Below are 24,621 nucleotides of genomic sequence, written 5' to 3'. Positions count from 1 at the left end.
CCGCAGCGGTTTCCATCAGCTTGATCAGCTTGATCAGCTTGCTTACATGGCCATCATTTGGAGATGCTCGACCACCGGACCCAGCGCCAGCGCCGGCACATAGGTCAGCGCACCGACCAGGATCACGGCGCCGATCAGGAGCGCCACGAACAGCGGCCCGTGCGTGGGCAAAGTGCCCGAAGTCGCAGCGAGGCGCTTCTTGGCGGCCAGCGAACCGGCCATCGCCAGCACCGGGACGATGATCCCGAAGCGGCCCAGCCACATGGCGATGCCGGTGGTGATGTTGTAATACGGCGTATTGGCCGAGAGCCCGGCAAAGGCGCTGCCGTTGTTGTTGGCGGCCGAACTGAAGGCATACAGGATCTCGGAGAAGCCGTGCGCACCGGGGTTGGCGATACCGGCCAGGCCGCTTTCCACCATCACCGAGACGGCAGTGAAGACCAGCACCAGCGCCGGCGTCATGAGGATGGCGATCGACATCATCTTCATGTCGAACACGCCGATCTTCTTGCCGAGGTATTCCGGCGTGCGGCCGATCATCAGGCCGGCGATGAACACCGCCAGCACCGCGAAGATCAGCATGCCGTACAGGCCCGAGCCGACGCCGCCGTAGATCACCTCGCCCAGTTGCATCTGCAGCATCGGCACCAGCCCGCCCAGCGGCGAGAGCGAATCGTGCATGGCGTTGACTGCGCCGCAGGAGGCCGCCGTGGTGACGGCGGCGAACAGGGCCGAGGCGGTGATGCCGAAGCGGGTTTCCTTGCCTTCCATCATGCCGGGGCCGGATGCGTGCAGCGAGGCCAGCATCGGGTTCGGCTGCGATTCGAAATACAGGATGGTCAGCGTCATCGCCACGAACAGCAGCGTCATCGATGCCAGGATGGCCCAGCCCTGGCGGCGGTCGCCGACCAGGACGCCAAAGCTGGTGCACAGCGCGGCCGGGATGATCAGGATCGCCAGCATCTCCAGGAAGTTCGACAGCGGGGTCGGGTTCTCGTAAGGGTGCGCCGAATTGGCGTTGAAGAAACCGCCGCCGTTGGTGCCCAGCATCTTGATCGCTTCCTGCGAGGCCACCGGGCCCATCGGCAAGGTCTGCCGGTCGGTGCTCTGCGCCTCGACCAGCGGCTCGCCCTTGGCATCTTTCAGCGGCTGGCCGGCGGCGTCCAGCCTGGGCGTCGTGTAATGGGTGGTTTCCAGCGTCTTGACTTCCTGATACGGCTTGAAGTTCTGGATGCTGCCCTGCTGCACCAATGCCAGCGCCAGGATCACCGACAGCGGCAGCAGGACGTACAGCGAGGAACGCGTCATGTCGACCCAGAAATTGCCGATGCTCTTGCTGCTGTGGCGCGAAAAGCCGCGGATCAGCGCGAAGGCGATGGCGATGCCGGTGGCGGCCGAGACGAAGTTCTGCACCGCCAGGGCCGCCATCTGCGTCAGGTAGCTCATGGTGGTCTCGCCCGCGTAGCCTTGCCAGTTGGTGTTGGCGACGAAGCTGATGGCGGTGTTGAACGAAGAGTCGGCGCCGACGCTGCCCAGGCCTTGCGGGTTCAGCGGCAACCATTGCTGCACGCGCTGCAGCGCGTAGACGAAGACCAGGCCGAGGAAGTTGAACAGGATCGCCGCGATGGCGTACTGCTTCCAGTCCATCTCGGTATCGCGGCTGATGCCGCACAGGCGGTAGAACACGCGCTCGGCACCGCCGAAGACGCGGTTGATCTTCGACTTCCCTTCCATCACGCGGGCGATGTACCAGCCCAGCGGCACCGACAAGACCAGCAGGACGGCCAGGTAGAGGGCTAGCTGGAGATAGGCGTTGCTGTCCATGTCAGAAGTCCTCCGGCTTGATCAGGGCGTAGACCAGATACACCAGCAAGGCGACCGACACGGCCAATCCGAGCAAAGTCATGGCGTTCATTTCTTGCCTCCCTCTTGCCGCTCCAGGCGGCCGCACAGGGCGACGAAGCCCCACATCGAGGCGCCGCACAACAGCAGCATGCCCACATAGAGAAAATCGGTTTGCCACATTTCCCACTCCATTTGTTCACGTTGTTCAATCCGTTCCTGACGGAATCGGAGACAGTCGAACGATAGGACGATGGGCGTTAAATCCGGGTAAAACTATGGGGAGGGGGCGTAAACAACGCGTAAACAGAAGTACGGGAACAACAGTGCGGGGCGAGGGGCAATGCCGTTAAGCGCTGAACGACATGTTTATTGGTTTTTGTGAAATTGATGTTTGTGAAATGCGCCCCCGTTCGCCCTGAGTAGCTGAGTAGCTGCGCAGCAGCGTATCGAAGGGCAGGCAAGGCCGGTGACGCTGGCTTCGATACGGCCCCGACGGGCCTACTCAGCCCGAACGGTCTGATGCTTGGCTCAGGGCCAGTCTTCACTGAACGGCATGAGAGACGAGGGTGAATTTTTTCTTCCCGGCGCCGACGGGAAAGCAGAAGAAACCAAGAGCGGCGCCGCTGCCGGCGCCGCCTCAGGCATTGGCGATCTTGCCTACCTCAACCCGGTTCTTGCCCAGGCGCTTGGCGGCATACATGGCCTTGTCGGCCATGGCCAGCAGCTCCTCCGGCCCGGTCTCGCCGTCCTCGTCGGGGAAGTAGATCGCCACGCCGATGCTGCTGGAGACGTTGATGCGCGAGTGCGTCAGCTCGAACGGCACGCGCATGGCGTTGAGGATCTTGTCGGCCACGTTGAGCGCATCCTGCTGGGTCTGCAGCTTTTCCAGGATCACCACGAACTCGTCGCCGGCCAGGCGCGCCACGGTATCGACGTCGCGCACCGAACTCTGCAGGCGCTGGGCGAACTGGACCAGCAGCTCGTCGCCGGCCTCGTGGCCGTAGCGGTCGTTGACGCCCTTGAAGCCGTCGATGTCCATGAAGAACAGCGCCATCAGCTGGTGCGCGCGGCGCGCGCGCATCATGGCTTCGGGCAGGCGGTCGGAAAAGGCGCGGCGGTTGGGCAGGTTGGTCAGCATGTCGGTCAGCGCCAGCTCGCGCATCTGGTCGCGGAAGGCCAGGCGCTCGGTGATGTCGTGCAGGAAGGCGATGAACAGGTGGCCGTTGTGGCGCTTGACGTGGCCGACCGTGATCTCGACCGGCAGTTCGTGGCCATCATGATGCAGGGCCTGCAGTTCGATACGGTTGTTGATGACGACGCTGGTGCCGTTTTCGAGGAAGCCCTTCATGCCGCGATGATGGGCCTCGCGCATGTCCTGCGGGATGATCAGCTCGGCCATCTGGCGGCCTACCGCCTCGGTGCGCATCCAGCCCAGCAACAGCTCGGCCTGGCGGTTCCATTCGACGATCACGCCGTTCTCGTCGGCGGCGATGAAGGCGTCCTGGGCGTTTTCCAGGATCGCGCGCAGCTCGTCCGCGCTTTCGGCCAGCTTGATCTGGTTGGCGTGCTGCAGGTCCAGCGACTGCTGCAGCGCGATGGCGGTTTCGTGCAGGCGGCTGGTGCGTTCGGCCACGCGCTGTTCAAGGCTTTCGTTGAGCGAGCGCATTTCGCGCAGGTAGGTTTCTTCGCGCTCGACCATGTTGACCAGGCTCGACGACAGCAACTGCACTTCGCGGTAGCTGTTGACCAGCGGAATCTGCACGTCCTGCGCGCCCGCGGTGCGCAGCTCCAGCGCCGCGCTCAGGTCGTTGACCGGCCCCACCAGGCGGCGCGTGAGCACGTAGGCCAGGATCACCAGCACCACACCGATCAGCGCGCCCACCAGAATCACCCGCTGCTGCAGGTTGTGAAAGGCTTCCAGTGCGACATACTCGGGCTGGCGCACCATCACGCTCCACTTGAGCGGCATGCGCGCGTCCTGGCCGGTGCGCGAGAAACCGGTGATGTAGTGGCGGCCATCGGGCCAGCGCTCCAGCACGGCGCCGCCGCCCTGCGCTTTTTGCGAGGCGCGGAAGCTGTCGGTGTCGATCTTCTTTTCTTCCAGTTCCTTGGGGCCGAGCATCACGGTGCCGTCGGAGCGCACGATCATGACTTCGACGCCATAGCGGGCCGCCGCCGGGTCGATCAGCCTGGCCGCGATATCGCGCGCCCAGACCCAGGAGAGATGCATGCCCACCACGCCCACGACATGTCCCTCCTTGTCCTTGACCGGCGAGGAAATGTCGACGAAACGCCAGGGCTCCGGTTGCGGCGGCAGTTTCTGCTCCAGCAGCAGAGCCGGATGGTAATCGGTGGAATAGAGGTTTTCCAGGCCTTCCTTGAACCAGGGGCGCTCGGCCACGCTCTGGCCTTCGAGCAAACCGTTGGTGGCCACCAAAACCGTGCCGTCGGGGGCGGCCATGCCGATCCAGGCGTAATTGGGGACGCTGGCCTGCAGCTCGTTGAGGATCTCGCGCATGTGCGGCAAGTCCTTGGCGGCGCGGATGGAGGGCCGCGTCACCAGGATGCGCAGATCGATCTGGCGTTCGGCCATGCCGCGTTCGAGCGCATCCTGCATCTGCCAGGCCAGTTGCTTGAGGCGCATCTCCGCCTCCGAGCGCGCATAGCCCCGGGTGAACTGATCCACCAGGATCAGCACCGACACAATCGTGATCAATACGGTGATAACCACCCCCATCGTGATCAGCGACGATAGATTCGGAGGAGATGGGGCTTTTTTCTTATTCAATTGGGACAAATTGCGGAAATACTGGCAAATGCATGACGGCTCCCCCTGCGAACCGCGTTTGTATACATGGCATCTTGCCAGATCGTTCACTTTTTTTCACCGGCTTTGGAAAAAAAGTGCAAGAAATCATTGCCAAAAGGAAACGACGATGAATGGGAGGCATCGCGCGCCAGAACACCGGCCGCAAGGAAATCAGGCGGCGCGCAGCATGCCGGCCGGCAAGACATGCAATCCCACGCCGCAGGAAGCGCCTGTCACTGCCCCAGGCCGTGCAAAAAGACAACGGACGGCAGGATGATCGCGCAAGATCTTCCTCCGTCCGTTCGAAAAAGGCCGGCGCGACGCCAGCCATGATGCTTGATTGAAGTAAGCGTCCCCGGCAGGCTCTCAAAGGCCGGCGCAAATGCCATCGGCACGCGGATCGGCAGCGCCTTCGATCACGCCATCCGGATGCACGCACACGGCGCCGGCATGTCCCATCATGTCGGTGTAGTCGGCCACCACCTGCACATCGTGGCCGGCGCGCCGCAAGGCGTCCACGGTCGCCTCCGGCACCCGCCCTTCCAGCTTCAGGTTGGTGGACACGTCGCCCCAGGTGCGCCCCAGCAGCCAACGCGGCGCGCTGACCGCCGCCTGCAGGTTCTGGCCGAACAGCACATGGCGGGTAAACACCGCCGCCTGCGTCTGCGGCTGCCCTTCTCCGCCCATGGTGCCGTAGGCCAGCGTGCGGCCATCGTTGAGGCGCGCCAGCGACGGGTTGAGGGTATGGAACGGCAGCTTGCCGGGCTGCAGCTGGTTGGCGCCGTCGTCCAGCGTGAAGCTGGCGCCGCGGTTCTGCCACACGATGCCGGTGTCCGGCACCACCACGCCGCTGCCGAACTCCCAGAAGATGCTCTGGATGTAGCTGACCACGCGCCCCTGCGCATCGGCCGCGCCCATCCAGATGGTGTCGCCCGGCTTGGCCGGATGCGGCCAGGGCGCCGCGCGTTGCGGATGGATATGCGCGACCTCCCGCTCCAGCGCCTCGGCCAGCAGCCAGTCGGCCGCATCCACGCTCATGTGGGCCGGATCGGTGACATGCCGGTTGCGCAAGATGAAGGCGCGCTTGGTCGCTTCCACCAGGCCATGGATATGCGCGAAGCCGTCGGCCTCGGTCACGCCCAGGCGGTCGAACAGGCCGATGATCATCAGCGCCGAGACGCCCTGCGTCGGCGGCGGCAGGTTGTACACGCGGCCGGACTTGAGCTGCACCATCAGCGGCTGCAGCACCTGCGCCCGATAGGCCGCCAGGTCTCCGGCGCGCAACGGGCTGCCGGCTGCTTCCAGCCCGGCGGCGATGGTCGCGGCCAGGTCGCCGCGATAGAAATCGTCGAGGCCGGCCTCGGCCAGGCGCGTGAACGTGGTCGCCAGCGCCGCTTGCTTCAGCACCGCGCCTTGCGCCGGAATGCCGTTCTGCGCATAGGTGGCGGCAAAGCCCGGCTGGTCCTTCAGTTCATTCCATTTGTCGCGCGTGAGCTCGTGCTGCGAACGCGTGACCGGCACGCCGGACTGGGCATGTCGGATGGCGTCGGACAGCAAGGCCGCCAACGGCAGCGGGCGGCCGAAGCGCTGCGCATAATCCAGCGCGGCAGCCCAGCCGCCGACTGCGCCGGCGACGGTCAGCGCGGCACGCGGGCCGCGGGTAGGAATGGTTTTATCGGCATGCGATGCGTAAAAATCCTTGCTCGCCAATGCCGCCGCCGGGCCGCAAGCCTGGATCGCCACCGGCTCGCGGCCCGGCTCGCTGATGACCCAGAAACCATCGCCGCCGATGCCGTTCATGTGCGGATACACCACCGCGATGGCCGCCGCCGCGGCAACCATCGCCTCCACCGCATTGCCGCCTTCGCGCAGGATGTTGGCGCCGGCTTGCGCGGCGAGATGATGGGGGGCGGTGACCATGCCGCCTATGCAGGTCTTGCTGTACAACATTTGGGCTCCTGATGTTTTTCTTTATTGGGGTAAGGTGAGGATGATACCTGTGGATGTGTTGGGTGGTTTGGGTGCTGAGTAGTTTAGGTCTTGGGAGTCTTTTGGGTAGTCTGGTCTTGCTGCTGGTCGATGTACTGGCTCTATGCTTTTCTTTCTCCGGTCGCAGCGGAGCGCCGGGTGCGGCCCGGCAGCCGCTCACTTTTCTTGTCTCGCCAAGAAAAGTAAGCAAAAGAAGGCGACGCAACTACCCAGCCCCTTCGGGGTTCCCGACGGAACGGGCAAAAAAATGGGAAAAGCAGAGTCGCTGCGCTCCGACTGCTTTTCTGATCCATTTTTTTGCCCGTTCCGCCGGCTGGTTAGATGCGACGTCTTGTCCGGCTCGCCTTCGGCATCGCCAAGCTTGCGACTGACTTGGTTCAGAAAATGGAGCCAACGCGCAACTCCCCTCCCAAGCCCGATGCCGCAGGCGAGGCGGTCAGGTTTGCCTCCCCTTGTGGGCCAGCCGTTGGAGTGTCATGAAAAATGGATCAGCGAGGCAGTCGGAGCGCAGCGACTCTGCCTCGCCCATTTTTCATGACACTCCAACGGGCACCCCGAAGGGGCTGGCACTTAGGGGCCGCCTTTCTTTGCTTACTTTCTTTGGCGGAGCAAAGAAAGTGAGCGGCTGCCGGGCCGCCCCCGGCGCTCACCTCCGACCGAAGAAAGAAAAGCATAGAGCCAGTACATCTGCACGAAGCAAAAGCAGACTACCCAGAGCAACCTAAACATCTGCACGCAACAAGACCAGACTCCCCCCCCAAAAAAACAAACTACTTCATCTCCATCCAGGAAACATGCGCCGCCACAATCCTCCACCCCTGCGGCAACCGCAACCAGGCATGACTCTGCCGCCCAATCCGGGCATCCCCATCACGGGTAAACTCGGTATTGGCCACCGCATAGTCGCGCCCATAGGTGGTAATGACAGTCCGCCGCAAATCCCGCATCAGGTTCCTGGGCGAACGTCCAAGACGAAATGAGCGTATCTCGTCAAAGCCGACAAGATTCTCGGTAGCGCCATAACGCACGGTATGGGCCGAGTCCAGAAACAGCTCATCCAGCACCTCGACCTGGTTGGTGGTCAGCGCCACCTCATAACGCCCGAAAGCGGCCGTCACTTCAGCCAGCACTTCCGGGATGTTCACCTCGAACGGCAACGTCGGTTCCACTACGAATCTCCTCAATGCCCGCCAAGATAAGCCTTGGCCAGCGCATCATTGGCCGCGATCTCGGCCGCACTGCCCTGCGCCACCACCCGCCCGCCTTCGATCACATAGGCGCGGTCGGCCAGCGACAAGGCCAGCGCCGCCATCTGGTCGACCAGCACGATGGTCATGTTCTCGTTGCGCAGCCGATCCAGCGCCGCGAACAGTTCGGCAATCACCTTCGGCGCCAGGCCCAGCGACGGCTCGTCCAGCAACAGCACGCGCGGGCGCGACATCAAACCGCGCGCGATCGCCAGCATCTGCTGCTCGCCGCCGGAGAGCAGGCCGGCGCGCTGGTGCAGGCGCTCGCGCAAACGCGGGAAACGCCCCAGCATTTCCTCCACGCGCGCCTCCACATCCTGCGGATAAAGGAAAGCGCCAAGGCGGATGTTGTCCAGCACGCTCAGTTCCGGGAAGACCTGCCGTCCCTCCGGCACCAGCACCACGCCATGGCGCACGATCTCTTCGGCGCGCAGGTCCATCAGGTTGACGCCGCCGGCATGGATGCCGCCCTGCACCGGCCGGTGCAAGCCGGCCAGCGCGCGCATGAGCGTCGACTTGCCGGCGCCGTTGGCGCCCAGCAAAGCCACCATCTCGCCCTGCTTCACCTGCAGGTTGATGCCGTGCAGCACCGGCTCGGCGCCATAGCCGGCGACCAGCTCGCCCACGCCCAGCAATTCAGCCGCGCCCGGCGTCGCCACGCGCGCCGCAGTGGCCGCCGGTTGCTGCGCCTCCTCGCCAAGATAGGCCTGGCGCACCGCCGGGTCGTTCTGCACCTCTTGCGGAGTGCCGATGGCCAGGCGCTGGCCGGCGTCCAGCACCACGATGCGGCTGGAGATCTGCATCACCAGCTCCATGTCGTGCTCGACCACCACCACGCTGATGCCCGCGGCGGCGATCTTTTGCAGCAGGCGCGCCAGCATCGACTTGTCCTCGCGCGACAGGCCGGCGGCCGGCTCGTCCAGCAACAGCACATCCGGATCGGCGGCCAGGGCGCGCGCGATTTCCACCAGGCGGCGGTCGACGTGCGCCAGGTCGGCCGCGGCGATATCGATGGCGCCGCGGTAACCGCAATACGCCAGCAGGCTGGCGCAGCGCGCACGCACCGCGGCATCGCCGAAACCGCGCGCCGACAGCAGCCCGCCCAGGCGGCCGCGGCCGCAGGCCAGCGCGACGTTGTCGGCCACGCTGAGGCTGCCGAACAGTTGCGAGGTCTGGTAGGTGCGCGCCACCCCGTGGCGGGCGATGCGAAAGGCCGGCAAGCCCGCCAGCGCCACCCCGCCCAGCGCGAAGCTGCCGGAGGTCGGGCGGTAGAAGCCGGAAAGCATGTTCAGCGCCGTGGTCTTGCCGGCGCCGTTGGGGCCGATCAGGCTGGTGACGGCCGCTGCCGGCACTTCGAATCCCAGGTTGCCGACCACGCGCACGCCGCCGAACACCATGGTCAGGCCGTCGGCCGAGAGGGTGCGGCGGGTGCGCATTGGCAGCGCCGCCTCATCGCCTGCCGGCGCCAGCGGAGGAATGGCCGCGGCTGGCTGGCGCAATGCGGCCACCAGCTTGCGCAACAGGCCGGTCACGCCGTCCGGCGCGATCCACAGCACCAGCAGCAGGAGCGCGCCGAAGAACAGCAGGCGATAGTCCTCCATGCTGGATAGCAGTTCGGGCAGCGCGCCGACGATCACCGCGCCGACCACCGGCCCCATGATGGAACCGGCGCCGCCGATCACCACCACCAGCACGAACAGGATGGATTGCATGAAACTGAATGTGTCCGGCGTGACGAAGGTCGACAACGGCGCGAACAATCCGCCGGCCAGGCCGGCCAGGGCGGCCGAGATGGCGAAGGCGGCAGCCTTGACCACCAGCGGGTTCAGGCCGATCGATTCGGACGCGGTCTCGCTGTCGCGCACCGCGCGCATGGCAGCGCCCCAGCTGCCGCGCGAGAGCCAGCAGTAGCCGGCCAGCACCACCGCCACCGACGCCAGCCCCAGGATGGCGATGGCGCGCTCGCCCTGCAGCCCGAGGAAGGCGGGAGCGGCCAGGCCCATGATGCCGTTCTGGCCGCCGGTCACATCCCGCATCTCGATGATGGCGTGCTGCACGATGAAGCTGAAGGCGATGGTGATCATGGCCAGGTAGGGACCCTTCACGCGCAGCGCCGGCAAGGCCAGCAGCACGCCCAGCGCCCCCGCGGCCAGCGCCGCCAGCGGCCACGCCAGCCAGAACGAGAAGCCGGCCTTGGTGGTCAGGATGGCGACCGTATAGGCGCCGATGGCGTAGAAGCCGATATGGCCGAACGAGACCTGCCCGGTCAGGCCGATCAGCACGTTCAGGCCGATGCCGACGATGGCCACCAGCGCGATGCCGGCCAGCACGAAGACGTAATAGCTGTTGACCGACAGCGCCAGCGTGGCGGCGGCGATGAAGCCGAGCACGCACCAGGCCAGCGCGGCCGGCGTGCCCAGCCCCAGGCGCACCTGGGCGCGCGGGGCGGCGGCCGGCGGCGCGGGTTGGGCCGCGCGGCGCAGCGCCGCGGTCACGGAATGCGGAAGATTGTTCATACCTTTTTCACCTGTGCGCGGCCGAACAGGCCGTTGGGACGAATCGCCAATACCGCGATCACCAGCGCGAAGGTGATGATCTGGGTATAGCCGGAACCGAGGGTGGCGGTGATCAGCGCCTCGGCGATGCCGAACAGCAGGCCGGCGATCATCACGCCCCAGGCGCTGGTGATGCCGCCCAGGATGGCCACGGCGAAGGCCTTCAGGCCGAACAGCGTGCCCATGTCGGCGTTGACGTTGAACAGCGGCGCGATCAGCACGCCGGCCACGCCGGCCAGCAGGGTCGACAGCGCGAAGGCGGCGGCGATGGCGCGGGTGATGGGGATGCCCATCAGGCGCGCGGCGTCGCGGTTCTGCACCACCGCCAGCAAGGCCGTGCCCCAGCGGGTGCGGCGCGAGACGGTATGCAGCAGCGCCGCCAGCGCCAGGCCGACGGCGGGGATCAGCAGGTGCAGCGGATACACGCCCAGGCCGATGCCGCCCACTTCGATGGACGACAGCGCCAGCGGCGACGGCAGGCTGCGCGGTTCCTTGCCGAAGGTGTGCATGACCAGGTTGTCCAGCACGATGCCCAGCGCCACGGTGGACATCAGCCAAGCGTTCGAACCCTGCCGGGCGAAGGGGCGCACCGCCAGCACTTCGACCAGCACGCCATAGGCGGCGCACAAGGCCAGCGCCAGCACGACGGCCAGCCACATCGGCCAGCCCAGCGTCTGGGCGAAGGTGAAGCACAGCACGGCGCCCAGCATCATGGAGCTGCCCTGCGCGAAATTGACGGTACCGGAGACGGCATACGTCATGTAGAAACCGAGCGCCATCAGACCGTACATGCTGCCCAGTCCGAATCCGCTGATGAGTGCCGACAGCAGCAACATCGTGTTCTCCCTGCCCCGCCGCGTTGCCGGCGGCGGCTGTTGATCGTTGGTATTGCGCTGATGCGTTGCCCGCATTGCGCATGGATTGGCCGCCGCGCAAACCGCTGCTCCCGGCCGGCGCGGCGCTGCCGGGGCGGCCTTATTGCGCCAGGCCTACCGGCAGGATGCGGTTGTCGATGAACTGCGCCCAGACGTAGTCGTCGGCCTGCAGCGCATCGTGCACGGCCGGGCTGAACGGCTTGACGTAGGTCTTGATCAGGCCTTCGTAGCGGTCGATCTTGTAGAAGCCCTCACGCACCGCGTCGCCGTTGGTGGAACCTGCCTTGGCGATGGCCAGCGCGGCCAGCTGCATGCCGTCATAGGCGTTGGCCACGCCGACGGCCGGGGTGATGTCGTCCGGCCCCTTGATCGCGGGGTACTTGGCCTTGAGCTCGCTCACTACCTTCTCGCCCACCGGCGAGAGCTTGCCGAAGAAGCTGAAGGTCTGGATGAAGTGCACGTTCCTGGCGTTGGGGCCGGCCAGTTCGGTGAAGCGGCCGCCGGCCGGGCCCCAGTGCGACACCACCGGCACCTTCCAGCCCATGCGGTCGAGCGACTTGACCACCTGCGCCGAGGGGCCGACGTTGCCGACCAGGTACAAGGTGTCGGCGCCGGCGGCCTTCAGGCGCGTGAGCTGCGGCACAATGTCGACGTCGCTGCCTTCGAACTTCTCCACCCCGGCCGGCTTCAAGCCCTTCTCTGCCAGCGCGGCGACGATGCCCTTCTCGTTGGATTCGCCCCAGGGATTGTTGACCAGGATCAGGCCGGCCTTGCTGCTCTTGAAGGTCTTCTGCGCGTAGTTCAGCATGGCCTTGTCGACCAGTTCATCCACCGCCGACACGCGGAACACGTAGTTCGGGTTGGCGCCGTTCTTGGTCACTCCGGTGCCGGCCGCCCACGGGCCGACGAAGGGCACCTTCTCCTGGTTGACGATGGGCACGATGGCCATCGACACCGGGGTGTCCAGGCCGCCGAACAGCACCGCCACCTTTTCCTTGAAGATCAGTTCGCGCGCGGCCACCACGCCCTTGGCCGGATTGCCTTCGTCGTCGCGGCGCACCAGCTCCAGCTTGCGCCCGCCCAACAGGCCGCCCTTGGCGTTGATCTCGTCGATGGCGATGGACATGCCGCGGGTCAGCGCCTCGCCGGCTTGCGCCGACTGGCCCGACAGCGCGGTGACCAGGCCGATCTTGATGGGGTCGGCGGCCAGGGCCGGCGAGGCAAAGGTAGCAGCGGCGACGGTGGCGGCTGCGGCGGCAATCAGGGTACGGCGGGTGAAATGGATCATGGTGGCTTCCCTCCAGGTTGGCTAAGAGACGGTTGGCATTGTTCCCGGCATGACTTATGCAAGGGCTATGCCAAGCGCCGCATGCGAAGATAATTTTTGCCGACAATATTTACCTTATATAGGCAGCAAATATCTTCATTTATTGCCGCTGATAACCAATCAAGTTTGCAGCCAATAACGCACGACTCTTGTGCAGAAGATGGAGAAAATGATGCACGCCGCACCATCATCAACCACGATCCAGGGCGCCGGCCTGGCCGCATCGTGAGGGAACCGGCATGAACCAGCCCACCCTCCCGCCCACCGTCCCTGCCGTCGAAGGCATCGCCCGCCCCTTCGGCCCGCTGCCCGGCCACGGCCGTTTCGGCTATTCGGCCATCCACCGCCGCCCCGGCTATCGCTGGCCCAACGGCGCGCGGCTGGCGGTCTACCTCGGCTTCAACATCGAGCACTTCGCCTTCGGTTCGGGCCTGGGCGCGCGCCTGGGCCCGGCCTGCCCCGAGCCCGACGTGCTCAACTATGCCTGGCGCGAATACGGCAACCGCGTCGGCGCCTGGCGCTGCCTGGAACTGTTCGAACAGCTGGCGCTGCCGGCCGGCGTGCTGGTCAACACCGCGCTGTACGACCATTGCCCGGAACTGGTGGCCGCCTTCGCCGCGCGCGGCGACGAGATCATCGGCCACGGCCACAGCAATTCGCAACAGCAGGGCACGCTGCCGGAAAGCGCCGAACTGGCGCTGCTGCGCCACTGCCGCGACCGCATCGCCGCCGAAAGCGGAGCGGCGCCGGCCGGCTGGCTTTCGCCGTGGATCTCGGAAAGCCTGCTCACCCCCGACCTGCTGCGCGAGTCGGGTTACCGCTACAACCTGAACTGGGCGCACGACGACCAGCCGGTGCGCATGCGCACGCGCGACGGCGGCAGCCTGTGGTCGATCCCCTATCCGCAAGAACTCAACGACATCCCGATGATCGTGGCGCGCCAGATGGACGGGAAGGATTTCGCGCAGATGATCGTCGACAACTTCGACGAGATGCTGGAGCAATCGACGCGGCAGCCGCTGGTGATGGGTATCGCCCTGCATCCTTACCTGGTGGGCCAGCCCTATCGCCTGCGCCACTTGCGCCGCGCGCTGCAACACCTGGCCGCGGCGCGCGACCGCGGCCAGGTCTGGTTCACCACGCCGGGCGCCATCTGCGCGCACGTGGATGCGCTGGAAGAATTGCAGCAGCCTCCTGCGCTGCTGCCCTGATCATTGGAGAACCGCTTGAACCATCCCCGCTTCGCTCCCGTCCCGGACGGTATCGGCGCCTTCGTGCCGCACGGGCGCTTTCGCATCGCCGGCGCGGCCGCCGGCCCGCTGGCCGGCCTCGCCTTCGGCGCCAAGGACCTGTTCGACGTGGCCGGCCACGTCACCGGCGCCGGCAATCCGGACTGGCTGCGCACGCATGCCCCGGCCACCGCCACCAGCCCGCTGGTGACGGCCCTGCTCAACGCCGGCGCCACCCTGGTGGGCAAGACCCTGACCGACGAGATCGCCTACAGCATCCACGGCGACAACCACCACTACGGCACCCCCATCAACCCGGCCGCGCCGGGCCGCGTGCCGGGCGGCTCCTCCAGCGGTTCGGCGGCGGCGGTGGCGGCGCGCCTGTGCGACTTCGCGCTGGGCACCGACACCGGCGGCTCGACCCGGGTGCCGGCCAGCTACTGCGGCATCTGGGGCCTGCGCACCACGCACGGCCTGCTGTCCTGCGAGGCCATGGCGCCGCTCTCCCCCAGTTTCGATACCGCCACCTGGCTCGCGCACGAGGCCGGCGCCTTCGCCCGCGTGGGCGAGGTGCTGCTGCCGCAGACCGCCGGCCGCGACTTGCGGCGCGTCCTGCTGCCCCTGGATGCGCTGGAACAGGCCGACCCGGTGTTCCAGCCGGCCGTGCAGCGCGTCTACCAGGCGCTGTGCGCGCGCATGCAGGGCCGGCACTGCCGCCTGTCCGGCGACGGCCCGGATGCACTGGAACGATGGCGCCGCGCCTACGTCGTGGCCTCGGCGCACGAAGCCTGGCAAACCCACCGCGACTGGATCGAGCGCGAAACGCCGCGCTTCGGCCCCGCCGTGCAGGGCCGCTGGGACATCGCGCGCGCCATCGACATCCAGGCCGAACGCCAGGCGCGCGAGCGCCAGCAGGTGGTGCGCCGCCAGGTGCATGCGCTGCTGGGCGATGACGCGGTGGCGGTGATCCCGTCCGCGGCCAGCGTGGCGCCGCCACTGGACGCCGCCCCCGGCGAGGTCGACCTGGTGCGCGCACGCACCTTCCGCATCACCTGCATCGCCGGCCTGTGCGGTTTGCCGCAGGTCAGCATCCCGCTGGCCACGCCCGCCGGGCTGCCGATCGGCGTATCATTGCTGGGGCCCGCGGGCAGCGACCTGTCCCTGATCAGGCTGGCCGCCGAGGTATGGCGCATGCTGCAGCAGGGCGCGCCGCACTGACCCGCGGCGCATGCCCAACCGGGCGCCGCGCCTTCCGCGCCAAAGGAAGCGCGGCGCGATGAACACCAAGTACAAGACGATGAGCGAAACCTCTCCCCGCAACGCGGGCAAGCGCACCGCCGGCACGGCCGCCAAGTCCGCGGCCAAGAGCGCCAAAAGCACCAAGAGCACCAGGGGCGCGGCCGCGCACCCTGCCGACGACGCCCCGGCCCCAGCTCGCCAACAACGCGCCGGCCGCCCGCGCGTGCGCCACGACACGCTGGCCGATGCGCCGGCCCTGCAGCCCGACGCCGAGGCCGGCGACGACATCATCGGCCGCATCTATGCCACCGTGTTCGACAGCGTGATGAGCCAGCGCCTGGCGCCCGGCACCAAGCTGCCCGAGGCGGCCCTGTGCGAATTGTTCGGCGTGGGCCGCACGGTGGTGCAGAAGGCGCTGCAAAAGCTGGCGCACGAACACATCGTCGAGCTGCGCCCGAATCGCGGCGCGGTGGTGGCCATGCCGACGCCGGAAGAAACGCGCGAGATCTTCGAGGCGCGGCGTTCGCTGGAAGCCGCCATCATGCGGCTGGCGGTACGCAACGCCACGCGCGCCGACCTGGCCCGGCTGCGCCGCCAACTCAAGGAAGAACACCAGGCGATGCACAGCTACGCGCAGACGCGCTGGGCGCGGCTGGCCTCATCCTTCCACATGCAGGTGGCCGAACTGGCGCGCAACGCCACGCTGCAGCGCTACCTGGGCGAACTGGTGTCGCGCTGCTCGCTGATCGTGGCGCTGCACGAACCGGCCGGCTACGCCTCCTGCGAGCATGAGGAACACACCCGCATCGTCGACCTGATCGAGCGCGGCGACACCGAAGGCGCGGTGACGGCGATGGAGTCGCACCTGGTGACGCTGGAGGAACACATCCACCTGGTCAGCGGCAAGAGCGGGAACAACCTGGCGCGCATGCTGGGGATGGAATAGGGATTTCTCTTCCTCAAAGAAAAAACGGCATTGCCTGTTGCGGGCAATGCCGTTTTTCTTGTCGTGTTCCTTGTCGTTTTTCTTTTATCGGAGCCTGAACAGCGAACTCAGATCGCCACCCGGCCCTCCAGCTCCTGGCGCACCTCGGCCACGATTTCAAAGGAATGCAGGCGCGCCGCATGGTCGTAGATCTGGGCGGTGATCATCAGCTCGTCCGGCGCGGTGTCGTCGATGAAATTCTGCAGGCCCTCGCGCACGCTCTCGCGGTCGCCCACCACGGCGCATGCCAGCGAGCGTTCCACGTGCGCCTGCTCGCCCGGCTGCCAGTAGTCGGCGATGTCGTCCACCGGCGGGTTGAGCTGGCCCGGCGTACCGCGGATCAGGTTGATGAACTGCTGCTGCAGCGAACTGAACAGGCGCACCGCTTCGCGCCCGGTATCGGCGGCGAACACGTTCAGGCCCAGCATCACATACGGTTTTGGCCACGCAGCCGAGGGCTTGAAGCGAGCGCGGTAGATCTCCACCGCCGACTTCATGAAGCCCGGCGCGAAGTGCGAGGCGAAGGCGAACGGCAAGCCGAGTTCGGCCGCCAGCTGGGCGCTGAACATGCTGGAGCCGAGCAGCCAGATCGGCACGTTCAGGCCGGCGCCGGGCACCGCGCGCAGCGACTGGTAGTCCGACGGCTCGGCGAAATAGTCCTGCAGCTCCTGCACATCCTGCGGGAAATTCTCGGCGGTGTCGCCACCCATGTTGCGGCGCAGGGCCCGCGCGGTGCGCTGGTCGGAACCCGGCGCGCGCCCCAGGCCGAGGTCGATGCGGCCGGGGTAGAGCGACTCCAGCGTGCCGAACTGCTCGGCGATCACCAGCGGCGAATGGTTGGGCAGCATGATGCCTCCGGAACCGACGCGGATGCTCCTGGTATTGGCCGCCACGTGCGAGATCACCAGCGAGGTGGCGGCGCTGGCGATGCCGGCCATGTTGTGGTGCTCGGCCAGCCAGTAGCGCCGGTAGCCGAGCTTCTCGGCCAGCTGCGCCAGCTCCTTGGTGTTGTTGAAGGCCTGGGCGGCGGTGCTGCCCTTGTTGATCGGGGACAGGTCGAGGACGGAAAACGGAATCATGAATGAGATCCTTAGAGCGCGTGATCAACTATTTCAGTCGCCACGCCGGGTTGCCGGGGTGTTCGCCCGGATCGATGCTTAATCCAGCTTGACTACCAGCTTGCCGAAGTTCTTGCCTTCGAGCATGCCGATGAAGGCTTGGGGAGCGTTCTCCAGCCCTTGCACCACGTCTTCGCGGTAACGCAGCCGGCCTTGCTTGAGCCAGCCCGAGACATCGTGCTGGAACGCCGCCAGCAGGTCGGGGCGGTTAACGTAGTAGTCGAAGATGATGAAGCCGCGTATCTGGATGCGTTGCGTCAGCACGCGGCGCAGCAGCGCGCTGACGTCGGACTCGACACGGCCGCCGTTGTAATGCGAGATCAGGCCGCATACCGGGATGCGGGCGTGCACGTTGAGCAACGGCGCCACGGCATCGAACACGGCGCCGCCGACATTCTCGAAATAGACGTCGATGCCCTGGGGGCAGGCCGCTTTCAGTTGCGCGGCAAAATCCGCCGAGCGGTGGTCGATACAGGCGTCGAATCCCAGTTCCTTGACCGCGTATTCGCACTTCTGCGCGCCGCCGGCCACGCCGACCACGCGGCAGCCCTTGATCTTGGCGATCTGCCCCACCAGCGAACCGACCGCGCCGGTGGCGGCGGCCACCACCACGGTTTCGCCGGCGCGCGGCTGGCCGATGTCGATCAGGCCGGCATAGGCGGTATAGCCGGGCATGCCGAGCGCGCCCAGCGCATGCGAAGGATGGTCGAAGCCGGCCGGCAACCTGGTGGCGCCGCTGCCGTCGGAGAGGGCGTATTCCTGCCAGCCGGTGTAGGCCATCACCAGGTCGCCTTCATGGAAATCGGCATGGCGCGAAGCCACCACGCGCGAGACGGTGCCGCCGGTCATCACCGCGCCGATATCGACCGAGGGCGCGTAAGACGGCGCGTCGCTCATGCGCCCGCGCATATAGGGATCGAGCGAAAGCCACTCGGCGCGCAGCAGCACCTGCCCTTCTCCAGGCGCCGGCACGGCGGCTTGCTCCAGACGGAAATTGGCGGCCTCAGGCGCGCCGGTAGGGCGCGAGGCGAGGACGATCCTGCGGTTGACGGCGTGCTTGGCGCTCATGGGAAGTCCTTTGGAAATGGGGGAATTTAATTGGGAAATTTGAATGCGCAATGAAGAGGAATGGCCGGCCTATTGCGGCGGAACCAGCACGCGGCGGGTGACGTGCATTGCGCTTTCCATCGGCACGCGGTCGCGACTGAGCTTGGACAGCAGGCTGGCGCCCAGCCATAGCTGGTACAGCATGGTGGCGGTGGCCAGCGGCTCCAGCACGGTATGCAGCGAGCCGTCGGCAACGCCGTCCTCGATGCAGCCGGCAATGCAGGCGATAAAGCGCCCGGTGCCTTGATGCAAGGCCTCGCGCATGTCGTCGGACAGGTCGGCCACTTCGGCGCTGAGCTTGACCACCAGGCAGCGCTGCTCGAACTCCTGGCAGCACTGGCTTTCCAGCCAATAGCCCCAATAGGTCAGCAGCCGCTCGCGCGCGCTGGCGCCATAGGCATCCGCGCCGAGCACCTTGCCCAGCAGATCAAGGTAGCCCTCGACATAGTGTTCGATGAGCTCGCGCCCATACTGCTCCTTGGAGCCGAAGTAGTGGTAGAACGACCCCTTGGGAATTTCCGCCGCCGCCAGGATTTCGGACAGCCCGACGCCGGAGAAGCCTTTTTGCGCGATGATCGCGCGCCCGGCCATGAGGATGTTGCGTTTGTTTTCGCCGTAGTTTTCTCGCATGGCGACATTCTAACCAAAAATTAGACCGGTCGTCTAAAGAACCTGTTCGGGGCCTCTCCAGGAGTGTCCCAATGCCCTTTCAGGCGGTCTGCGGCGTTGCAAAGCCTCGCCGGGCCACCAGCCCGGCTGCGTTTTGCGCCTTGCATCTCATCCTGAAATGACGTTGGTCCAACTCCCGACGAGACCCCGAACAGGTTCTACTTTTTCAAGCCCCAGCTCCCCCATCAAGGCTTCTCCGGCGGTGGAAATAACGGCCATACCGCCAGCGCCACCAGCGCCATCGCCAGCCAGACGGCGGCCCAGCCCCGCCATTGCAGCAGCGGCGGCACCGCCTGCGCGGTCAGGAAGAACACCGTGAATACGCAGCTGTTGCCCAACCCCAGCGCGGTGCCGATCTGCGCCGGCCCGGCCTGCACCGCCAGTTCGGTATAGGCCACGCCGTGCCAGGCCGACACCGCGATGCCGGCGACGGCAAGCGACAAGGCCAGCGGGACCAGCGTTGCGCCGGAGAACGCCAATCCGCCCAGCAGCGCGAACAGCCCGGCGCTCAATAAGGCGCAACCGCGCAGGAAACCGCGGCGATTGCCGCGACGATCGGTCCAGCGCCCGCTGGCGATGCGCGAAACGGCGGCGCCGACTTGCACCACCGTCATCACCGCGCTGATCAGCACCAGGCCGGCATGGCTAAAGTCGTGCAGGAAGATGCCGCCGAAACTGATCAACGCCACCTGCGGCGCGCACAGCAAACCGGTGCCCAGCGCCAGGCGCCAGACCGTAGCGTTGCGCAAAGCCGGGGTTGCGGCACGTTCCTGGCGGATCGTCTGCTGCGGCGGCGCCGATGGCGGCGGCTCGCGCAGCCACAGCAAGGTCAGCCAGACGCTGGCCAGGCAACCGGCGATCAGCGCGCCATAGACCGCGCCGAAGCCGGCATGGGCCGCCAGCGACGGCAGCAACAGCGCGCCGATGCCGCCGCCCAGCGGCACCGCGGTCTGGCGTATGCTCATCGCCAGGCCGCGCTCGCCATCGTGAAACCATCCCATCACCGCCCGGCCGCTTGAGCCATTGACGCTGCCGCCCAGCAAGCCGGCCAGCATCAGCCCCGCGCACAACCATCGGAACGTGGTGGCGCCCTGCCCCGGCAGCGCGAACAGCACCAGCAGCCACAGCGCGGCAACGGTGCCCAGCAAGCCGGTCAGCAGCACCTTGCGGTCGCCCAGGCGGTCGGTCAATATGCCCCACGGCAGTTCGCCCAGGGCCACGCCCAGGCTCAGCAGGCCCAGCGCCAGCCCAAGCTGGGCATTGCTGAGCTGGTAGTCCGCGCGCAAGACCACCGAGGTCACGGGAATGCCGGAAAAGATGGCCGAGAAACTGGCGTTGGCGGCCACTCCTGCGGCCAGGACTTTCCAGCGGTGGCGCGCGGCGGCAGGGGCAGCAGGGTTGGCGGGAGTGGAGGAAGTGGCGTCGCGCGCTTCGGCGACGGCGGCGGTTCGGTCCATGGCAGGCTCCGGTGATATCGACCTGCGCAGTGTGCGCTGCACGCTTATGTCTAAAATGCCATAATTCACGCATTTCAAGCCATCCCGACGCCTGTCCAGATGCCCATGCGCGATACCGCCTTCCTGATCTTCTCCGATTGCAGCATGCTCGACTTCACCGGGCCGCTCTCGGCTTTCGACGCCGCCAACCGGGTCGCGGGCAAGCAGCTGTACCGCCTGTCGCTGCTGTCGGAGCCGGGCGGCATGATCCGCAGTTCGGCCGGCGCCTGCATCCAGACCGAACGCATCGGCGCGGCCAGTTTCGACACCCTGGTGGTGGCCGGCGGCGGCGCGCCGCGCGAAGGACTGGTATCGGAACAATTGCGCAGCTACATCGTGCGCGCGGCCAAACGCTCGCGCCGCATCGCCGGCGTGTGCACCGGCGCCTTCGTGCTGGCGGCGGCCGGTGTGCTGGATGGCAAGCGCGCCACCACGCACTGGCGCATGGCGGCCAAGCTGCAGAAGATGCATCCCAAGGTGCTGGTCGACAGCGACCGCATTTATTCGCGCGACGGCTCGGTGTGGACCTCGGCCGGCATCTCCGCCGGCATCGACCTGGCGCTGGCCCTGATCGAAGACGACCATGGCGCCGACCTGGCGCGCGCGGTGGCGCGCGAACTGGTGGTCTACCACCGCCGTCCGGGCGGGCAATCGCAATTCTCGGCGCTGCAGGAAATGGATGGCGGCAGCGACCGCATCCGCCGCGCGCTCAGCTTCGCGCGCGAGCATTTGCAGCAAGAATTGACGGTGGATGCGCTGGCCGAAGTGGCATGCCTCTCGCGCCGCCAGTTCGACCGCGCCTTCGCTGCCGAAACCGGCCAGACGCCGGCCAAGGCGATCGAGCAGATGCGCGCCGAGGCAGCCCGCATCCGTATCGAAGAGTCATCCGACTCGCTGGAGCAGATCGCCCGCGCCACCGGCTTTGGCGACGCCGAACGCATGCGGCGCGCTTGCATGCGCCTGTTCGGGCAGCCGCCGCAAACGCTGCGCCGGCTGGCGCGAGGGCATGAAGAACAAGGCCGCCTGGAAACGGCGGCCTGAAGCGTTGATGTCGATGATGCGCGGGATCAACCCGCCGTCAGCCTCACCCGCGTGATTTCGGAAGGCGCCAGCAGCCGCTTGGGCGGCCCCCAGTAGCCGGTTCCGCGGCTAACGTAAATCCACAGCTTGTGCAGGCGGTTCAGGCCGGCCACATAGGGTTGCTGCAGCGGCACGAAAAAATTCCAGGGAAAGAACTGGCCGCCGTGGGTGTGGCCCGACAGTTGCAGGTCGAAGCCGGCCTCGGCCGCGGCCGCCGCCGAGCGCGGCTGGTGCGCCAGCAGGATGCGCGGACTGCCGGCGGGAGCGTTTTCAATGGCGGCCTGCGGGTCGCTGCGCTGGGCCGGGTCGAACTGGTGGGCGGTGAAATCGGTCACGCCGGCCAGCACCAGGCCGGCGCCTTCATGGCTGAGCACCACATGCTCGTTCATCAGCACGGTCAGGCCGAGGCGGCGCACTTCTTCTATCCATTCATGCGCGTTCGAGTAGTACTCATGGTTGCCGGTGACGAAATAGGCGCCATGGCGCGCCCTGATCTGCGCCAACGGTTCGGTATGCGATGCCAGCTGGCGCACGCTGCCGTCGACCAGGTCGCCGGTGATGGCCACCACATCGGGCTGCAGCGCATTGACCTTGTCGACGATGGCTTGCAGGTAGGGGCGCTTGATGGTGGGGCCGACGTGGATGTCGCTGATCTGCACGATGGTGAAGCCCTCAAGCTGCGGCGGCAGGTTGGCGATGGGCACGCTGACGTTGACCACGGCCGCGGTGCGGCGCGCGTTGAGAAAGCCCACCACGGTGGCGGCGGCGGCCAGCGCCAGCACCAGCCAGGCGGTAGCGACGTCGAGCTGGCGCAGGTGGATGGCCGACAGCTCCAGCAGCGGCGCCAGCGCCAGTGCGATGGCGCGCAGCACGGTCAGCAGCAGCGCCGAGGAGAAAGCGCCCATGGCCAGCATGCCGGCCCACGCCAGGCGGTCGGCCGCGCCTTCGGCCATGCCGCGCCGTTTCAGGATGGGCGCGAACAGGGCGGCGGGCATCAGCAAGAACGACATGGCCAGCACGACGGCGCCGGCCGCGATCCAGCCGGCGTCTCCGGTCAGCGCGGGCAATAGTTGCCAGCCTATCCATGCATGCAGGGCGGCGAGGATGCCGAGAAACACGAAGACTCCAATGTAGGTACGGCGCATGAGGGCTTTCTTGTTGTTGGGGAAAGGCGCTGAAGCTCAGCACCGGGACGGCGTGGCCGGGAAAACGCGATTAAATACTTGCATCGAAAGGATGATATGGCGTCCTGATGGCAAGATTTCAACCACAAACCGCACAAATCCCCTGCAAACCCTTGCCCGGCATGGCATTGCCGCCGATTCCCCCGACCGGCGGCGCAGAAAAATTCGGCCTCGGGCATGCAAGATGACGAACAGAGGAGGATAATATTGTCTCGATCCCCGCTTTTTTATTTTGCGCGACCTTGGCGGCCATCGCCGCATCGATCCCATCGATACAAGGACGCGCATGCCTCATTGGAAGATTTATTTTGAGTTCAAGCAAAACCAAGCGCTGGCATGGCAACGTCGAGGCCATCAAGCCTGAATTCCTCAACGGCGTCATCGGGCAGATGGCCGCCTACGGCGACCGCGTGCATTTTTCCATGTTCGGTTCGGTGCAAAAGCCGCACTACGAAGTCATCAACAGCTTCGACAAGAAGATGGCCTTCGACGGCAACCATCATCTGCATCGCGCGGAAGACGACGAATTCGGCGCCGGCAACGTCACGCCCATCTTCACGCTGGAGCAGATCAAGCGCATCATCGCCACCGGCGGCAGCGGCGTGCGCAGCAGCACGCCGCGTTCGGCGCGCGCGGCCTCGGCCCGCAGCGCCGGCGGCGCCCGCCCGATGACCGCGGCCGCACGCGCGCGCGAAGCCATCGACGGCGAGAAGTACGCCTACTTCAAGGCCAACCGCGAGATGCTGCCGGAAGGCATCAACCAGTATTCGGACGACATCAGTGCGCTGATGTTGAAGGGCATGTCCGCCGAACAGGCGTTCGGGGAAATCATCGAAAAGCATTTCGGCTGATCCGTTTTCCTTCAGCCTCACTACCTCACAGACACAAATGACCGGTGCGATGCACCGGCCATTTTCATTTCTGCCGCGGTCGACAATGCCCGCCAGGCAGTGCTCAGTAATACTCGGGCACGATCATGTTGTCCGGCACCGGATGGCGTTCGTAGTCTTCATGGCGCTCGCGCTCCGGCAGGACCACCGGGACATGCGGCACTTCCTGGTAAGGCATCTGCTGCAGCAGGTGCTGGATACAGTTCAGGCGCGCCTTCTTCTTGTCCACCGCCTGCACCACCCACCACGGCGCCTCGGGGATGTGGGTGCGTTCCAGCATCACTTCCTTGGCCTTGGTGTATTCCTCCCAGCGGCGGCGCGACTCCAGGTCCATCGGGCTGAGCTTCCATTGCTTCAATGGGTCGTGGATGCGGGAGAGGAAGCGCAGGTGCTGTTCCTCGTCGGTAATGGAAAACCAGTACTTGATCACCTGGATGCCGGCGCGCGTGAGCATGCGCTCGAACTCCGGCACCGAACGGAAGAATTCCTCGTACTGCTCGTCGTTGCAAAAGCCCATGACGCGCTCGACGCCGGCGCGGTTGTACCAGCTGCGGTCGAACAGCACGATCTCGCCGGCGGCCGGCAGGTGCGATACATAGCGCTGGAAATACCATTGCGTGCGCTCGCGGTCGTTGGGCGCGGGCAGCGCCGCCACCCGCGCCACCCGCGGGTTGAGGCGCTGGGTGATGCGCTTGATCACGCCGCCCTTGCCGGCCGCGTCGCGGCCTTCGAACACGATCACCACCTTGTGCCCGGTCTTCACCACCCAGTCCTGCAGCTTGACCAGCTCGCCCTGCAGGCGGAACAGTTCGCGGAAGTAGCGGCGGCGATAATCCTTCTCGATGTCGCCATGCGCGCTGGAAATCTCGCCGGTTACCGGGTCGACGGTGCGGTCTTCGATTTCCAGCTCCATCTCTTCGTCATAGCTGTCGGCCAGTTCGCGGTGAATGCGCTTGACCAGTTCTTCGTTGTCCATT

Annotated in this window: 20 protein-coding genes; 5 read left to right on the top strand and 15 right to left on the bottom strand. The window is 66.3% G+C overall.

Annotated features, from left to right (window positions below):
• Nucleotides 1-42: 42 nt before the first annotated feature.
• The 8 genes from kdpA to FB598_RS00510 all read right to left on the bottom strand — a co-directional run bounded on the left by kdpA (nucleotide 43) and on the right by FB598_RS00510 (nucleotide 12,608).
• Nucleotides 43-1,824 (bottom strand): potassium-transporting ATPase subunit KdpA, encoded by a 1,782-nt coding sequence (kdpA, locus tag FB598_RS00545; RefSeq protein WP_141911546.1) that lies wholly within the window; start codon nucleotides 1,822-1,824, stop codon nucleotides 43-45.
• Nucleotide 1,825: 1 nt separating this feature from the next.
• A complete protein-coding gene (gene kdpF / locus FB598_RS00540) occupies nucleotides 1,826-1,915 on the bottom strand; it encodes a K(+)-transporting ATPase subunit F (protein ID WP_050469665.1) in 90 nt (29 codons plus the stop codon).
• Nucleotides 1,916-2,482: 567 nt separating this feature from the next.
• Nucleotides 2,483-4,582, bottom strand: a complete 2,100-nt coding sequence (locus FB598_RS00535; RefSeq protein ID WP_183405778.1) for a diguanylate cyclase domain-containing protein — start codon at nucleotides 4,580-4,582, stop codon at nucleotides 2,483-2,485.
• 438 nt (nucleotides 4,583-5,020) lie between these two features.
• Entirely contained in the window at nucleotides 5,021-6,604 is a 1,584-nt protein-coding gene (locus FB598_RS00530; protein WP_141911541.1) for a gamma-glutamyltransferase family protein, read from the bottom strand.
• Nucleotides 6,605-7,413: 809 nt separating this feature from the next.
• Nucleotides 7,414-7,812 (bottom strand): oxalurate catabolism protein HpxZ, encoded by a 399-nt coding sequence (hpxZ, locus tag FB598_RS00525; RefSeq protein WP_141911539.1) that lies wholly within the window; start codon nucleotides 7,810-7,812, stop codon nucleotides 7,414-7,416.
• Between the two features lie 11 nt (nucleotides 7,813-7,823).
• Nucleotides 7,824-10,406: an ATP-binding cassette domain-containing protein gene (locus FB598_RS00520; RefSeq protein ID WP_141911536.1), complete on the bottom strand. Its 2,583-nt coding sequence runs from the start codon at nucleotides 10,404-10,406 to the stop codon at nucleotides 7,824-7,826.
• On the bottom strand, nucleotides 10,403-11,281 hold the full coding sequence (locus tag FB598_RS00515) for a branched-chain amino acid ABC transporter permease (protein WP_141911534.1): 879 nt from the start codon (nucleotides 11,279-11,281) through the stop codon (nucleotides 10,403-10,405). The genes FB598_RS00520 and FB598_RS00515 overlap by 4 nt, the downstream gene beginning before the upstream one ends.
• A 139-nt stretch (nucleotides 11,282-11,420) precedes the next feature.
• A complete protein-coding gene (locus FB598_RS00510; protein ID WP_141911531.1) occupies nucleotides 11,421-12,608 on the bottom strand; it encodes an ABC transporter substrate-binding protein in 1,188 nt (395 codons plus the stop codon).
• Nucleotides 12,609-12,886: 278 nt separating this feature from the next.
• On the opposite strand from FB598_RS00510, the gene FB598_RS00505 reads away from it, so the two are divergent.
• Genes FB598_RS00505 through FB598_RS00495 form a run of 3 tightly spaced genes read left to right on the top strand, consistent with a single transcriptional unit; the run spans nucleotide 12,887 to nucleotide 16,061 of the window.
• Nucleotides 12,887-13,858 carry a polysaccharide deacetylase family protein gene (locus FB598_RS00505; RefSeq protein WP_141911528.1) on the top strand — a complete coding sequence of 324 codons (972 nt, stop codon included), beginning with the start codon at nucleotides 12,887-12,889 and terminating at the stop codon, nucleotides 13,856-13,858.
• 15 nt (nucleotides 13,859-13,873) lie between these two features.
• On the top strand, nucleotides 13,874-15,094 hold the full coding sequence (locus FB598_RS00500) for an amidase (RefSeq protein ID WP_255463939.1): 1,221 nt from the start codon (nucleotides 13,874-13,876) through the stop codon (nucleotides 15,092-15,094).
• Nucleotides 15,095-15,152: 58 nt separating this feature from the next.
• The gene (locus FB598_RS00495; RefSeq protein ID WP_370454978.1) at nucleotides 15,153-16,061 is read left to right on the top strand and encodes a GntR family transcriptional regulator; all 909 of its coding nucleotides are present in this window, start codon (nucleotides 15,153-15,155) and stop codon (nucleotides 16,059-16,061) included.
• A gap of 107 nt (nucleotides 16,062-16,168) precedes the next feature.
• Here the strand turns inward: FB598_RS00495 and FB598_RS00490 are convergent, their stop codons facing one another.
• From FB598_RS00490 to FB598_RS00475, 4 genes are all read right to left on the bottom strand, one after another.
• Nucleotides 16,169-17,179, bottom strand: coding sequence for an LLM class flavin-dependent oxidoreductase (locus FB598_RS00490; protein ID WP_141911524.1), 1,011 nt, complete (start codon nucleotides 17,177-17,179; stop codon nucleotides 16,169-16,171).
• Nucleotides 17,180-17,257: 78 nt separating this feature from the next.
• The gene (locus FB598_RS00485) at nucleotides 17,258-18,286 is read right to left on the bottom strand and encodes an NADP-dependent oxidoreductase (protein WP_141911522.1); all 1,029 of its coding nucleotides are present in this window, start codon (nucleotides 18,284-18,286) and stop codon (nucleotides 17,258-17,260) included.
• Between the two features lie 69 nt (nucleotides 18,287-18,355).
• Nucleotides 18,356-18,955, bottom strand: coding sequence for a TetR/AcrR family transcriptional regulator (locus tag FB598_RS00480; RefSeq protein WP_141911519.1), 600 nt, complete (start codon nucleotides 18,953-18,955; stop codon nucleotides 18,356-18,358).
• Nucleotides 18,956-19,179: 224 nt separating this feature from the next.
• On the bottom strand, nucleotides 19,180-20,451 hold the full coding sequence (locus FB598_RS00475) for an MFS transporter (protein WP_141911516.1): 1,272 nt from the start codon (nucleotides 20,449-20,451) through the stop codon (nucleotides 19,180-19,182).
• Nucleotides 20,452-20,550: 99 nt separating this feature from the next.
• Between FB598_RS00475 and FB598_RS00470 the strand changes: the two genes are divergently transcribed.
• Nucleotides 20,551-21,531, top strand: a complete 981-nt coding sequence (locus FB598_RS00470) for a GlxA family transcriptional regulator (RefSeq protein WP_141911513.1) — start codon at nucleotides 20,551-20,553, stop codon at nucleotides 21,529-21,531.
• Between the two features lie 26 nt (nucleotides 21,532-21,557).
• Here the strand turns inward: FB598_RS00470 and FB598_RS00465 are convergent, their stop codons facing one another.
• On the bottom strand, nucleotides 21,558-22,715 hold the full coding sequence (locus tag FB598_RS00465; RefSeq protein WP_141911511.1) for a metallophosphoesterase: 1,158 nt from the start codon (nucleotides 22,713-22,715) through the stop codon (nucleotides 21,558-21,560).
• Between the two features lie 118 nt (nucleotides 22,716-22,833).
• A complete protein-coding gene (locus FB598_RS20590; RefSeq protein WP_183405779.1) occupies nucleotides 22,834-23,007 on the bottom strand; it encodes a hypothetical protein in 174 nt (57 codons plus the stop codon).
• Nucleotides 23,008-23,062: 55 nt separating this feature from the next.
• Here FB598_RS20590 and FB598_RS00460 point away from each other — a divergent pair, with 55 nt between their 5' ends.
• Nucleotides 23,063-23,605, top strand: coding sequence for a hypothetical protein (locus FB598_RS00460; protein WP_141911508.1), 543 nt, complete (start codon nucleotides 23,063-23,065; stop codon nucleotides 23,603-23,605).
• 103 nt (nucleotides 23,606-23,708) lie between these two features.
• On the opposite strand, the gene ppk2 is transcribed toward FB598_RS00460, so the two are convergent.
• On the bottom strand, nucleotides 23,709-24,620 hold the full coding sequence (ppk2, locus tag FB598_RS00455) for a polyphosphate kinase 2 (protein ID WP_141911505.1): 912 nt from the start codon (nucleotides 24,618-24,620) through the stop codon (nucleotides 23,709-23,711).
• Nucleotide 24,621: the final 1 nt, after the last annotated feature.

The organism is Herbaspirillum sp. SJZ106 (assembly GCF_006715495.1).
In the GTDB taxonomy this organism is placed as follows: Bacteria; Pseudomonadota; Gammaproteobacteria; order Burkholderiales; family Burkholderiaceae_D; genus Herbaspirillum.
This window is presented reverse-complemented; position numbering and strand designations above follow the sequence as displayed.